12 protein-coding genes are annotated in these 12,908 nt (G+C 63.1%); 7 read left to right on the top strand and 5 right to left on the bottom strand.

Annotation, left to right across the window (positions count from 1 at the left end; all coding sequences use genetic code 11):
- Positions 1–32 precede the first annotated feature (32 nt).
- Genes K7G19_RS02690 through K7G19_RS02705 form a run of 4 tightly spaced genes read left to right on the top strand, consistent with a single transcriptional unit; the run spans position 33 to position 6,389 of the window.
- A complete protein-coding gene (locus tag K7G19_RS02690) occupies positions 33–1,340 on the top strand; it encodes a TolC family protein (protein WP_226105644.1) in 1,308 nt (435 codons plus the stop codon).
- Positions 1,337–2,887 carry an efflux RND transporter periplasmic adaptor subunit gene (locus K7G19_RS02695; protein ID WP_226105645.1) on the top strand — a complete coding sequence of 517 codons (1,551 nt, stop codon included), beginning with the start codon at positions 1,337–1,339 and terminating at the stop codon, positions 2,885–2,887. Before K7G19_RS02690 ends, K7G19_RS02695 begins: the two co-directional genes overlap by 4 nt.
- Positions 2,884–6,054 (top strand): efflux RND transporter permease subunit, encoded by a 3,171-nt coding sequence (locus tag K7G19_RS02700; protein WP_149319995.1) that lies wholly within the window; start codon positions 2,884–2,886, stop codon positions 6,052–6,054. Before K7G19_RS02695 ends, K7G19_RS02700 begins: the two co-directional genes overlap by 4 nt.
- Entirely contained in the window at positions 6,051–6,389 is a 339-nt protein-coding gene (locus K7G19_RS02705) for a copper-binding protein (protein WP_149319994.1), read from the top strand. Before K7G19_RS02700 ends, K7G19_RS02705 begins: the two co-directional genes overlap by 4 nt.
- A 246-nt stretch (positions 6,390–6,635) precedes the next feature.
- Here K7G19_RS02705 and K7G19_RS02710 read toward each other — a convergent pair whose 3' ends face one another.
- A complete protein-coding gene (locus K7G19_RS02710; protein ID WP_149319993.1) occupies positions 6,636–6,962 on the bottom strand; it encodes a four-helix bundle copper-binding protein in 327 nt (108 codons plus the stop codon).
- A gap of 635 nt (positions 6,963–7,597) precedes the next feature.
- Here K7G19_RS02710 and K7G19_RS02715 point away from each other — a divergent pair.
- Complete coding sequence (locus K7G19_RS02715; RefSeq protein ID WP_149319992.1) at positions 7,598–7,975, top strand: DUF305 domain-containing protein; 378 nt, start codon at positions 7,598–7,600, stop codon at positions 7,973–7,975.
- Positions 7,976–8,076: 101 nt separating this feature from the next.
- Positions 8,077–8,853 carry a DUF305 domain-containing protein gene (locus K7G19_RS02720; protein WP_223819833.1) on the top strand — a complete coding sequence of 259 codons (777 nt, stop codon included), beginning with the start codon at positions 8,077–8,079 and terminating at the stop codon, positions 8,851–8,853.
- A gap of 640 nt (positions 8,854–9,493) precedes the next feature.
- On the opposite strand, the gene K7G19_RS02725 is transcribed toward K7G19_RS02720, so the two are convergent.
- The 3 genes from K7G19_RS02725 to K7G19_RS02735 form a co-directional block, all read right to left on the bottom strand.
- The gene (locus K7G19_RS02725) at positions 9,494–9,733 is read right to left on the bottom strand and encodes an AbrB family transcriptional regulator (protein ID WP_116359809.1); all 240 of its coding nucleotides are present in this window, start codon (positions 9,731–9,733) and stop codon (positions 9,494–9,496) included.
- A 160-nt stretch (positions 9,734–9,893) separates the two neighbouring features.
- Positions 9,894–10,178 (bottom strand): hypothetical protein, encoded by a 285-nt coding sequence (locus K7G19_RS02730; RefSeq protein WP_116359808.1) that lies wholly within the window; start codon positions 10,176–10,178, stop codon positions 9,894–9,896.
- Positions 10,179–10,472: 294 nt separating this feature from the next.
- The gene (locus K7G19_RS02735; RefSeq protein ID WP_147310448.1) at positions 10,473–10,730 is read right to left on the bottom strand and encodes a hypothetical protein; all 258 of its coding nucleotides are present in this window, start codon (positions 10,728–10,730) and stop codon (positions 10,473–10,475) included.
- Between the two features lie 370 nt (positions 10,731–11,100).
- On the opposite strand from K7G19_RS02735, the gene K7G19_RS02740 reads away from it, so the two are divergent.
- Positions 11,101–12,654: a diguanylate cyclase gene (locus K7G19_RS02740; RefSeq protein WP_223819832.1), complete on the top strand. Its 1,554-nt coding sequence runs from the start codon at positions 11,101–11,103 to the stop codon at positions 12,652–12,654.
- Positions 12,655–12,674: 20 nt separating this feature from the next.
- Here the strand turns inward: K7G19_RS02740 and K7G19_RS02745 are convergent, their stop codons facing one another.
- Positions 12,675–12,890 carry a PbsX family transcriptional regulator gene (locus K7G19_RS02745; RefSeq protein WP_116359806.1) on the bottom strand — a complete coding sequence of 72 codons (216 nt, stop codon included), beginning with the start codon at positions 12,888–12,890 and terminating at the stop codon, positions 12,675–12,677.
- Positions 12,891–12,908: the final 18 nt, after the last annotated feature.

The following is a 12,908-nucleotide window of genomic DNA, read 5'->3' on the forward strand; positions in this document are numbered from 1 at the left end:
GGTCAGGGTGATCGTTGCTTTGCGGAGGCATTATGCGTTTTCGCTTCTCTGTTGCCTGCGGGCGCCGTTTGGCGTTCGCCATCGTACTGCTAACCACGGCCCACCGAGCTTGGGCTCAGCCCGCCGCGGCGCTGTCGTTGCACGACGCCATTGCGGTTGCGTCGTCACGGTCGACCGATGCAGAGACTTCCCGATCTGCGGTGCAATCCGCCATTGAGATGGCAGTGGCGGGCCGGCAATTGCCCGACCCCGTCTTGAAGGTCGGGATCAACAACGTGCCCGCGGACGGTCGTGACCGGTTCACTCTCGGGACCGAATCGATGACCATGCGGTCGATCAGCCTGATGCAGGAATTCACGCGCTCGGCCAAGCGCGAAGCGCGGGCTCGGCGTTTCGAGGCCGAGGCGTCGTTCGCTGAGGCGCAACGGACCGCCGCGCTCGCAGCCGTGCAGCGTGGAGCCGCGACGGCCTGGCTGGATCGCTGGTACGCCGAACATGTGTACCGTGTGCTTACCGAGCAGTCCCAATCCATCGAGTTGATGATCGAGGCCGCACGTGCCGCCTATCGCGGCAATCGTGGATCACGCGCTGACATCCTCGCTGCCGAGCTCGAACTGCAGCAACTGCAGGATCGCCAGGATGAGGCCCGCGCGACCGTTGCCGCGTCTCGCGCGATGCTCCGACGCTGGGTCGGAGATGCGGCGCAGTTGCCCCTGGCCGAGCCTCCCGCGCTCGAAGCGCCGGCATGGCTCAGCGGGCTGGACGAGGCGGACATCGCGCAGCTGCCCGAAGTGGCGGCCGCCGACGCGCAGGTCGGCGTCGCCGAAGCAGAAGGGCGTGTCGCGCGCGAGAACAAGATTCCTGACGTCAGCGTCGAGCTGATGTACAGCCAGCGCGGCCCGGCCTATTCAAACATGGTCTCGGTGAACGTCTCGTTGCCGCTGCCCTGGGACCAGCGACAGCGACAGGACCGCGAGTTGGCCGCGAAGCTGGCGCAAGCAAATGCGGCCCGTGCGCAGGCCGAGTCGATACGTCGCGGTCTGGTAGGACAGTTGCGCGGCAAGCAGGCGGAGCTGGCCGTCGCTCAGACCCGGCTGGCACGCTATCGGGACACCACCATGCCACTGGCGAGCGCGCAGACCGACGCCGCGCTCACGGCCTACCGCGCCGGCGCGGCAAGCCTGACGGCGGTCGCCGACGCCAGCCGCCGAGCCCTGAACGTCTCGCTGGAGCGCCTCAAGCTCGAAGCCGCCGCCGCGCGGCTGTGGGCCGAACTTGCCTTCGTGATGCCCGTGCCGGTCGCCGCTCAATCGTCGTCGCCACAAGGAGTCGAACCATGACAAGGGCCACGCTTGCACGAGCCGTCGCAACGCTAGTGGTGACCGCGAGCCTTGTTGGCGCCTATTTCCTCGGCCATCGGCAGGGGCGCCACGGGGCACCATCGGCGCCGGCTGCACCAGCTGACGAGCCCAGTCAAAAGGCCGGCGATATCGACCCGAAGTCCGGCAAGCGCATTCTCTATTGGCACGATCCGATGGTGCCAGGCCAGCGCTTTGACAAGCCCGGCAAATCGCCGTTTATGGACATGCCGTTGGCCCCGGTATATGAGGAAGCAGGTGGCAGCGCGGCAGTGACCATCGACAGCCGCGTAGCGCAGAACCTCGGTATTCGAACCGCCGAGGTCAAGACCGGCCGCCTGGAGTCGACCCTGCAAGTGCCAGGCAATGTCGCGATCAATGAGCGCGGGATCGAAGTGATCCAGGCCCGTGCGACCGGCTTTATCGAGCGCACATATGCCAGAACGACGCTGGACACCGTGCGAAAGGGCCAGGCATTGGCGCAAATCTATGCGCCCGAATGGATAGCGGCCCAGGAAGAGTATCTGGCGGTCAGTCGCATGACCGGAACTTTGTCGAACGATCTGCGCGAGGCTGCCATCGCTCGCATGCGCCAGGCCGGCATGAGCGAAGGCCATATCCGCTTGGTCCAAAGCACCGGTAAATTGCAGCCACGGCTGACGGTCACCAGCTCGCTCGGCGGCATCGTTACCGAAGTCGGCGTACGCGACGGCATGACGGTCTCACCGGGAACGACTCTGTTTCGTATTGCAAGTCTTGCCACCGTTTGGGTACTGGCAGAGGTGCCAGAGAGCCAAGCGGCGTTCCTGCGGCCAGGTCAGATGGTGTCGGCCACGGCCGCCGCCCTGCCAGGCCAGACGTTGGCAGGCAAGGTGGACGCAATCCTGCCGGACATCAGCATGGGGACCCGCACGGTCAAGGTTCGTATCGAATTGCCGAACAAGGCGCGTCAGCTCTTGCCCGGCATGTTCGTGTCGGTGCGCTTCGACGCGCCGGCCGGGCCGGAGCGCTTGCTGATACCAGTCGAAGCGCTGATTCGCACCGGCACACATACCTTCGTAATGGTGCAACTCGATTCGGGTGAGTTCCAGCCCGTCGAAGTGACCGCCGGTGCCGCAGCCGGTGGCCAAGCCGAGATCCTTGCCGGACTGCAAGCCGGTCAGAAAGTAGTCGTTTCGGGCCAGTTTCTGCTCGACTCGGAAGCGAGCCTGCGTGGCACCGCACAACGCATGGCGGCACCTGCCGCGGACGCGTCGGCGGCAGTCGCCACCCAGGCCCCCAGTCCGGAACATCAGGGCGTAGGGCGGGTCGAGGCGATTAGTGCCGATGGCATGACCATTTCCCATGGGCCGATTCCCTCGGCAAATTGGGGGCCGATGACGATGGAATTTGCCGCGCCATCCACCGGCATGCTAACAGGCTTCAAGCCGGGGGATCGCGTTCGCTTCCGCTTCCGCTTAAACGACGAAGGCGTGGCGACCTTGTCGTCGGTGGAGGCTGCCACTGCCGATACGGGAGCGCGACGATGATCACACGACTCATACTCGGTTCGATCCGCCATCGCTTCCTGGTCCTGCTCGCCACAGTCATGCTGACCGCCTGGGGCCTGTGGGCCGTCCGGAATACGCCGTTGGATGCACTGCCCGACCTGTCCGATGTGCAGGTCATCATCCGCACGCCGTTTCCGGGCCAAGCGCCGCAAATCGTCGAGAATCAGGTCACCTATCCGCTGACCACCACCATGCTGTCGGTGCCGGGCGCCAAGACTGTGCGCGGGTATTCGTTCTTCGGCGACTCTTATGTCTACGTGCTGTTCGAAGATGGCACCGACCTATACTGGGCCCGCTCGCGCGTCCTCGAATACCTGAATCAGGCGCAATCCCGGCTTCCCGCTGCCGCCAAGCCCGCGCTAGGGCCCGATGCGACCGGCGTGGGATGGATCTACGAGTACGCGCTAGTCGACAAGGCTGGCCGGCACGACCTCAGTCAGCTACGGGCCTTGCAGGACTGGTTCCTGCGCTTCGAGCTCAAGTCGCTGCCGAATGTCGCGGAAGTCGCCTCCCTTGGCGGCATGGTCAAGCAATTTCAGATCGTCCTGCTGCCGGACCGGCTGCGCGCCTACAACCTGTCGCAAGCCAAGGTGCTCACTGCCCTTAAAGGAGCGAACCAGGAAGCCGGCGGCTCAGTGCTGGAGTTGGGCGAAGCCGAGTACATGGTACGAGCAAGCGGTTACCTCAAAACGCTGGACGACTTTCATCAAATCCCGCTGGCAACAACCGAGGCCGGCATCGCGGTGCGCTTAGGCGATGTCGCCATCATTCAGATGGGGCCAGAGATGCGCCGCGGCATCGCCGAACTCGATGGTCAAGGCGAAGTGGCGGCCGGCATCGTCGTGCTGCGCTCCGGCAAGAACGCGTTGGAAACCATCGAGGCGGTCAAAGCCAAGCTCGCCACCTTGCAAGAGAGCCTGCCTACCGGCGTGGAAATAGTCACCACATACGATCGTTCCTCACTGATCCAGCGTGCGATCGACAACCTCACCACCAAGCTGATTGAGGAGTTCGTGGTGGTAGCGCTGGTCTGCCTGGTATTTCTGTTCCATCTGCGCTCCGCGCTGGTGGCGATTGTCTCGCTGCCGCTGGGCGTGCTGGCCGCATTCGTGGTAATGCGCTACCAGGGCGTAAATGCCAACATCATGTCGCTGGGCGGCATCGCCATCGCCATCGGCGCGATGGTCGATGCCGCGGTAGTGATGATCGAGAATGCTCACAAACATCTGGAGCACTGGCATGCCGACCATCCGCAACGCGAACCAGATTCCCAGCAGCGCTGGCGCATCATCGGCGAGTCGGCGGCAGAAGTTGGGCCCGCCCTTTTCTTTTCCCTGTTGATCATCACGCTCTCGTTCATTCCGGTATTCACACTGGAGGCGCAGGAAGGCCGGCTCTTCTCGCCGCTTGCGTTCACCAAGACCTATTCCATGGCCGCCGCCGCGGGTCTGTCTGTGACGCTCGTGCCGGTCCTGATGGGATACATGATTCGTGGCAGGATCCCGTTGGAACAGGCCAACCCTCTGAACCGCTGGTTGATCCGCGCTTATCGGCCCGTGCTGGCCAAAGTCCTTGCGTATCCCAAGGTCACGGTCGCGATCGCCGCGGCGCTGCTGCTGGCGACCGCCTGGCCCATCATGCGGATCGGTGGCGAGTTCATGCCGCCGCTCGATGAAGGCGATCTGCTGTACATGCCCTCGGCGTTACCGGGCTTGTCGGCAGGCAAGGCGGCGCAGCTGTTGCAGCAAACCGATCGGCTCATCAAAACCGTTCCCGAGGTCGCTACCGTATTTGGCAAGGCCGGTCGGGCCGACACCGCAACGGATCCAGCACCCATCGAGATGTTCGAGACCACCATCCAGTTCAAGCCGCGGGATCAATGGCGCCCGGGCATGACCACCGACAAGCTGGTCGAGGAGCTCGACCGAGTGGTCAAGGTACCTGGCTTGTCCAACATCTGGGTGCCGCCCATCCGCAATCGGATCGACATGCTGGCCACGGGCATCAAGAGCCCCGTCGGCATCAAGGTGGCAGGCACCGACCTGAAGGAAATCGACCGGTTGGCAAACCGCATAGAAGAGGTAGTCAAAGAGGTCCCAGGTGTCACGTCGGCGTTGGCTGAGCGGTTGACCGGTGGCCGCTATATCGACGTCAATATCGACCGGCTCGCCGCCGGCCGCTACGGCATGAACATCGAGGACGTCCAGGCCGTCGTGTCATCGGCCATCGGCGGCGAGAATGTCGGCGAGGTGATCGATGGTCTCGCTCGGTTCCCGATTAACGTGCGTTATCCGCGGGACTATCGCGATTCCATCGACCAATTACGGCGTCTGCCCATCGTGACCGACAAGGGGCTGCAGATTACCCTCGCGGACGTTGCCCGACTTGACGTCGTGCAAGGCCCCCCCATGCTGCGCAGTGAGAACGCCAGGCTCTCGGGGTGGGTCTACGTCGATATCCGGGGGCGAGACTTGCGCTCAGCCGTGCGCGATATGCAGGCGGCGGTAGTGAGAGCCGTGCCGATGCCGGCCGGTTACTCTCTGAGTTGGTCCGGACAATTCGAGTACCTCGAGCGCGCGACAGCAAAGCTGAAAGTGGTGGTCCCATTCACGCTGCTGATCATCTTCGTGTTGCTGTACCTGATCTTCGGCCGCCTCGACGAAGCGTTCCTCATCATGGCTACCTTGCCGCTGGCGTTGATCGGCGGATTTTGGCTGCTCTATCTGCTCGACTACAACCTGTCCGTGGCCGGTGTGGTCGGCTTTATCGCGCTCGCCGGGGTCGCGGCGGAATTCGGCGTCATCATGCTGCTGTACCTGAAGCACGCCTGGCAAGACCGCCTGGAAAACAGCGATGCAAGCTTGGCAGCGCTGCTCGATGCGATCCAGGAAGGCGCGGTGCTGCGCGTACGGCCAAAGGCAATGACGGTGGCCGTCATTCTAGCCGGCCTGATTCCGATCATGTGGTCGCACGGCACCGGCTCCGAAGTAATGCAGCGCATTGCTGCGCCGATGGTCGGGGGCATGGTGACGGCCCCGCTGTTGTCCATGTTCCTGGTACCGGCCGTGTATTTGCTGATTCGCCGCCGCCAGATCGGCCGCGGCACCTTATCTCCCACTTTTACCTCTCAGGAGAAAACGCCATGACGCACATCAAGATGCTTGCCGCCACCCTCGCTATTGCGCTCACGCCAACCGTGTTTGCCGCCGGCGGCGTCGACGGCATGGATATGACGGCACCGGGCAGCTCACAAGCTGCGGCCCGGCCCGTCGCAGCAGAGATCAAGAAAATCGATGCGCAAGCCGGCAAAGTTACCCTCAAGCACGGCCCCATCGAGCATTTGGCCATGCCGGCCATGACCATGACCTTTCCGGTCAAGGATCGCGCCGCCTTGCGCAACTTCAAGGAAGGCGACGCGGTGCAGGTAGTGTTTGACAAGGTGGCCGGTCAAGCGACAGTGGTCGACATGCGAGGCCAATGAACTGGTGACGCGCCAACTGATGGGAACTTGTCCGTCCGGTGAGTTGGCTCGCCAGGCTAGACGCAATGGCGTTGTCATCTCGACTGCCGCAGGATTGAGAAGCGGCTTCGGATTTTTTCCCCACCACGGGCGATCCGGCTTGGATGACAACGACATTGCCATTCGATAATCCACTCGACTGACCATCATGGTAGAGAGCAGCGCGCCACCCTAGGCCGCCAGGAGCTTGTCCTGCTGCGGCTCGCGCTACACCATCGCGCGGCATGCTTGGGCGCAACGCCGGCACGCCTGCGCGCAGTCCTTGCAGTGCTGGGCCGCATGTCGCTCGCACTCGGCACCGCACGCTTCGCAGATGCTCGCGCACAGTGCACAGATATCCTTGGCGAAGCGGCTTCCGCGCGCCATATAAGCACTGGCCAGCTGGCAAATCGCAGCGCAATCGCGATCCAGGCGAATGCACTCGGCCATCTCTTGCACATTGGCCTCACTCAGGCATGAGGCTGCGCAATGATCGCATGCAACTGCACAGGCGTTGCACTGGTCGATACAGTCCTGATAGTTCTGATGCGGCATGATGGACTCCTTGAAGTGATGGCGCCGCCGTCGGCGCCGCTACCCGCCGCAGCAAAATATGGACCGGCATGTCTTCACAAGCACGGTCCCAGCACAGTGCGTTGACTCCGTCGTGGCTGACGGCGACAAGCCACCTAACACGTGTTCCCTCGGCCCGCACCTTGTCGGTGAAAATTGCAAGCGCTGGCACATCCTGCAGAAGTTGCCTTGCACGACGATTACAGCGCAGTAATCTTGCGCTTGACGGCAACGCCAACGCCGCGACGCCCGGGTGGGAACACAGCGCTTCCGAGCCCGCGCTTCCGTCCCCTTCCTCTCCCCGCGGCCGCAATGGCGGTGTCGACCGGATTTGTGCCATCGATCGGCACGCTGCCGTTGGCCGAATGAGGCTGCAAGGAGGCTACGCGAGTCAACTCCACTGGTGGCGGCACGGGCCTTGCTGTGAGTCCGCCTACCTGGCCGCCACTATCACGAACAGTCGCAGCCCGGCGCTCGCATGCGACCACGGCCGCGGAATGCGTTGCCGCTGTACACCAGACTCAATTTTCTACTGATGGCATTGGCCCGCGCTTGCGGCTTCTCGCGGCACCACGAGCCGACTTTGGAGCGCCATATCCTTCAAGAGGAGTTCGAGCATGCGTACTCTCGCAGGCAAAGTGCTTGCCACCATCGCGGCCGCCAGCGCTACCCTCGTCGTCGGTCTACCGTCTGTGTCCGCCCAACACGCTGACGGCCATCATGGTCACACCATGGGTGGTGGAGGAGGCGATCAGGACATGCACCGTTCGATGGCGCCTGGCATGAACAACATGATGTCGATGCAGTCGACCGGTGACATAGATCGCGACTTCGCAAACATGATGAAGATGCACCATCAGATGGCGATCGATATGGCGAGAACGGAAGCGGAAAAGGGTAAATCGCCTGAGATGAAAAGGATGGCCGACGATATCATCAAGGAGTCTCAACGCGATATCAGAAAGATCGACCAATGGCTGGAGCAGAGGAAATAGCGGTAAAACGAACCGGCTATTGGCATCCGGTTCCGGAATGCGCGGTTGCTTGCGCCCCGGCCAATCCTCAGTGAAGTGAACCCTGTACCCGGAGAATGGAAATGTCGACGCAAAACGCTAACGAGTCCCTCCGGGACAGCCAATCACCGCTATTCCAACTGAGCGACTATCTCGCTCGTCGAGTTGCTATAAGGGCAATCGGTCTGGGCTTGGTGATGGCATTGATCCCTCCGCTGTCCCACGGGTCGCAGCCGGGCAGAGGGATCACTGCGGGCTTCGAAGTCCGACTGATTCAATTGATTATTGACCATCACTATTCCGCATTGCGGATGACGGAGTTGGCGGCAGGTACCGACCCACAACGCACCGGCAACCTTACGCCCGACGAAGGCACGTCGCCAACGCCTGGCTACCCGGTCACCCGCCCGAAGTCTTCCCTTGATGAAGTGAAGTCAATGGCGAGGATGGAGAATCGCTCGCAGCGCGAAGAGATCGCACATCTGCGCGTGTTGTTGCGGCAATGGTACGGCATCGACTATGAACCTCGTGTGCGACAGGAACAGCAGCAAATGCTGGCTTTTTTGGACAACGCGCAACCCGGTAGGCAATTCGACCATGTTTTTCTGGAAGTCTTCAGCCGCCATCACTACACGTTGCTCCAACCGTTGAACGCATGTATCACCGGGGCGGACCGGCGCCATGATGAGCTGATCCGCCTTTGCACCCAGATGTGGCACGTCCAGACAGCGGCCGTCGACGAGATGCGACAGCTGCTTGAACGCCATTTCCACATTGCCGACTATCAGCCCTTCAGCGTAGACCGCCCACTGCACGGGCAAGCGGGTAGCCCGAGAGGGCAGCATAGCGGAGGAGACTAGTCCCAAGCGGGGACCAACAGGGCCACGGTCGAGGAGGCACTAGTGCCCCAACACGTAAACCGACCGTGGCTACAGCAGTCACTTTACTTGACGAACGCCGCGCATCGAGTGTGCGCCCACGCCCATTGTTGTCTGGCCAAGCCACGGTGTCATGCGCGCGCCACCAGCGGCTCATCGAAACCGCTCGGTGCAACGGCGTGTCGGTAGGCAAGGTCGCCAGCCGGATGGCCAAGCTCGATGTAGGTGCAACCCGGCGGGCATTGCTGTAGGACCGCGCGTGGAACTGGGTTAGCGACGCAATGCGGCCCGATTCAAGCAGTGGCGCATCGGGGAGAATGCAGATGACCGATTTTGTGTTCGACTGAGGAGCGTGCGAGCAAATCTTGCCGCTCGAGCCGGTGATCGCATTGCGTGTCCCGCGTGCGGCTCGACCGAAGGCAAAATAAGAATGCCGACTGGCCCTTTGGCGCACTTGTCGACTGGGTCTTTGGCCAAGCCCGTGGGCTCACGGACTGCAGCGCCCACTAGGATTGCTGACGGCTCCATTCGATGGCAGAATTCCCCCGCCCGCACCCCAATGCGGACATTGGCGCGACGCTCCCAGAAAGCTCGCGCTTTTTTTTGCGCCAGCTCAAGGCCGTCATGACGGGGCTTGGCGATCGGCCTGCTCCTGGTCGTCGCGTTCGTATGGCAATCCGTCAGGGGAAAAACTGGCGAACTTCTGCACGACACCGGCAAGCGAGCGCCGTGCAGGTCGGATCCGCAATTCGTCGCCGATGCGCTCGATCTCCAGTTCGATATCCGTATCCTCGTATGCAAGCGCGGCCGGAATACAAACCGCGAACGCGTCGCCATACTTGAAGGCTCTCGTGATGGCCATTTTTCCTCCGACGGTCGTCACGTTGCAAGCGACCGGGCTTAGCGCTGCGCACAATAACCGGCAGCTGCTTCGCCGGTGACGGCAGCCCGCGACGCACCTAAGGCGAAGAAGGTAACAGAGTCTCAGCGATCCAGCCAAGCCGTGCACGGCCGCGCCCGGTTCACTGCAGTGGGGTAGCTCCGCCTAAGGTGAACGTCATCAGCCCCTCATCGAGCGCCTTTTTGATGCAGCCAATCAATTGGCCTGAGGCCTGCGGCGTCAAGCTCAACACGGTGGGCAGCCCCTCCACCTGGCCAGAGACGCCCATGACGATATTGATGTCGACGCGGTCACCTTTCAGCGTCACGCTCAACGGCCCATCAACAGGAATGGTCAACGAGCGGTTTTGCGCCGCGGCGTCTTCGGCCCGCTGCTGTGCGCTCGCGTCATTGTTGTCTTCGGCCACTTGATGTCCTGGTTGATTATAGGGAAATGCCGTAACGCCACGCCACGCCCTGGTCCGGCACCGCGCATAACGGGAAGAATCCGGCGTTGCGCGCCATTATGCCCCGCCGAAACGTTGACGATGGAGGCATCCTGTGGGCGAGCCGTGAGGGCGCTGGGACATGTCTTATTTGTATCTAGTCATGGCAGTCCTCGGCCTTGACCGAACACCACCGCTGAAAAAGACGCCCGCCGCAGCGGGCGCTACGCCGGGTCGGGAATCCGGCGAAATCGATCGTCCGGTGAACACGGCGCGCTAGCGACGGTCCGAAAAGGGGCCTGAGTGTGCTGTCAGGCGCTGCAGCAGCACGGCGTCCTCCAACGGCGCCGGCGCTGGCTCCAGGTGCAACACCGGGGCGTCGGGAAATATCGCCGCGATCAGATCGGTCGGCATCGGTTCGGTGGGCAACGGGCCCAGTTGCAAGACCCGGCTGCCTTGTACTTCCGCCACCATCCAGCCTTCTGGTACATGGTAGAGGGCGGCAATCAACGGGTCGTCGGCTCGGTCGGTCATCGCACACATGAAAGTGGGCACGGCAGCGATTGTAGAGTCCAGTCGCCATAAAGTGCCAGAGACGGTACATAATCGGCGTCGGGAAAACCACACTGTCCCGCGCAATGAATCTGGCCCGACTTGAGGCAACTCTGCTCCTGCTGCACACGCAGGCGGCCGCACAACGCCGTCGCCTATTCAGGCAACGCTGGCGCCCTGGCCGCATTTGTGTGGCGCATGCGAACAGCGTGCTGTGGCGCTTGCATGCCCGTATCGCCCTGCTCGAGCGCTACCTGGCGAGCGCGAAGGCACAACGCCAATCCGACGAGCGAGCGTGGATTTGCCGCCCATGGCTACGGTGTAGCGAATGGGCAACCCGCGGACGACAACGATGACCTCAGCTCCAGACACCGCCATTGCCCCCTTGCCGCCGCAGCCGATGACGGCTGCCCGCTTTTCGCCGGCCGCGTTGATGGTCCCGCTTGCCTTGATGCTGGTGGCCGCGATCACGGCGCTGACAGCCACCGCACTCCTGCAGATGCGCCGGGACGCGCTCGCCAGCGCCCGGGAGGCGTCAGCCAATCTTGCTTTGACTCTGGAGCGCAGCATCGCGCGCAACCTCCAGTTGCACGAGGCCTCGATGCGCCATGCGCTCGATGCCATGCGCAATCCGGCCGTCATGGCGTTGGCCCCGTCGCTGCGCCAGCGCGTGCTGTTCGGTGCGTTCAACGAAGGCGAAGACATCGGCGCACTGCTGGTGGCCGACGCACAAGGGCGCCTGATCCTCGATTCCCGGCACTGGCCGCCGCGCGCGGTGAACCTGGCCGATCGCGACTACTTCATCGCGCAACGAGACCTGGGGCAGTCCGCGGTCTACTTGAGCCGGCCGTTCCAGCCTCGCTTAGTCCCCGACAACCCGACATCGATCGCACTGAGTCTGCGCGTGCCGGGCCCCGACGGCCAATTCGCGGGCATCGTGGCCAGCACGCTGCGGCTGGAGTATTTCCGCAAGCTGTTCGCTGGCGTGGCCCTGGGCGAAGGCGGCGCGCTGGCGTTGATGCGCCATGACGGCACCATCCTCATGCGCCGGCCCCTGGATGCCAGCCTGATCGGCCGCACGGTGCCGACCACGCCCGCGTTTGCCCCCATGCTTCGTGAACCGCATGGCGAACTGATTGCGGCAGGCACAGTCGACGGCATACGGCGCCTGTACAGCTTCCGCCGGGTCGATGGTTTTCCGCTGACGATTGTGGTGGGGCGTGCGATGGACGACGTGCTGGCCGTCTGGCGCACGCGAGCGTGGTGGTTTGCCGGGCTGGTGATGGCGATGAACCTGGCCATCGTGACACTGGCCATCTCGCTGGCACGGCAATGGCGGCGACGCCTCGCGGTCGAAGCGCACCTGCGCTGGCTGGCGGACACTGACGGCTTGACCGGCCTGGGCAGCCGCCGCGCCCTGGATGAAATCGCCGACCGCGAATGGCGCCGCAGCCGGCGCGAGGTGCGGCCGCTGTCGCTGTTGATGATCGACGTGGACTATTTCAAGCAGTTCAACGACCGCTACGGCCATGTGGCTGGCGATGATGCGCTCGCCGCCGTGGGCAAATGCGTTCGCCAGCAGTTGCGCCGTGCGGGCGACTACGCGGGCCGCTATGGCGGGGAGGAATTTGCCGTGTTGCTGCCCGGCACTGACGCGGCGCGCGCAGCGGCCATCGCAGAAGCCGTACGGGCGTCGGTGCTTGCGCTCGGCATAGAGAACGCGGGAAGCCCCTTTGGCCGAATCAGCGTCAGCGTTGGCGTGGTGACTGAAGGCAATGGTAGCGCATCGCCCGTCTATCCGGACCTGCGGGCGTTCTTTCGTGCAGCCGACGAGGCGTTGTACCGGGCCAAGCGCGCCGGCCGCAACCGCGTGTTGAGCTTGCGCGCTGCCGATTCACCAGCATGATCGGCTAGTGGCCGCACCCATCAGGGAGGCTCCTTGCCGATGGGCGGGCCGAAATCCACCTCCCCATGGAAATTCTCAGGCGTGATGCCAGCTTGCAGCCCATCGAGGTCGTACTGCGCCTCGCGCAGCGGCTCGATGACAATGTGCTCTCCGCGTACGTCAACGGCCGCATTCACGCGCAAGTTAGCCGCTTCCATGATCGCGGCCGGGATGCGCACTGATGCGCTATTCCCCACTTCTTTCCTCCCTCACAG

Origin of the sequence: Cupriavidus sp. DB3 (assembly GCF_020418465.1) — a bacterium.
Taxonomy (GTDB): Bacteria; Pseudomonadota; Gammaproteobacteria; order Burkholderiales; family Burkholderiaceae; genus Cupriavidus; species Cupriavidus cauae.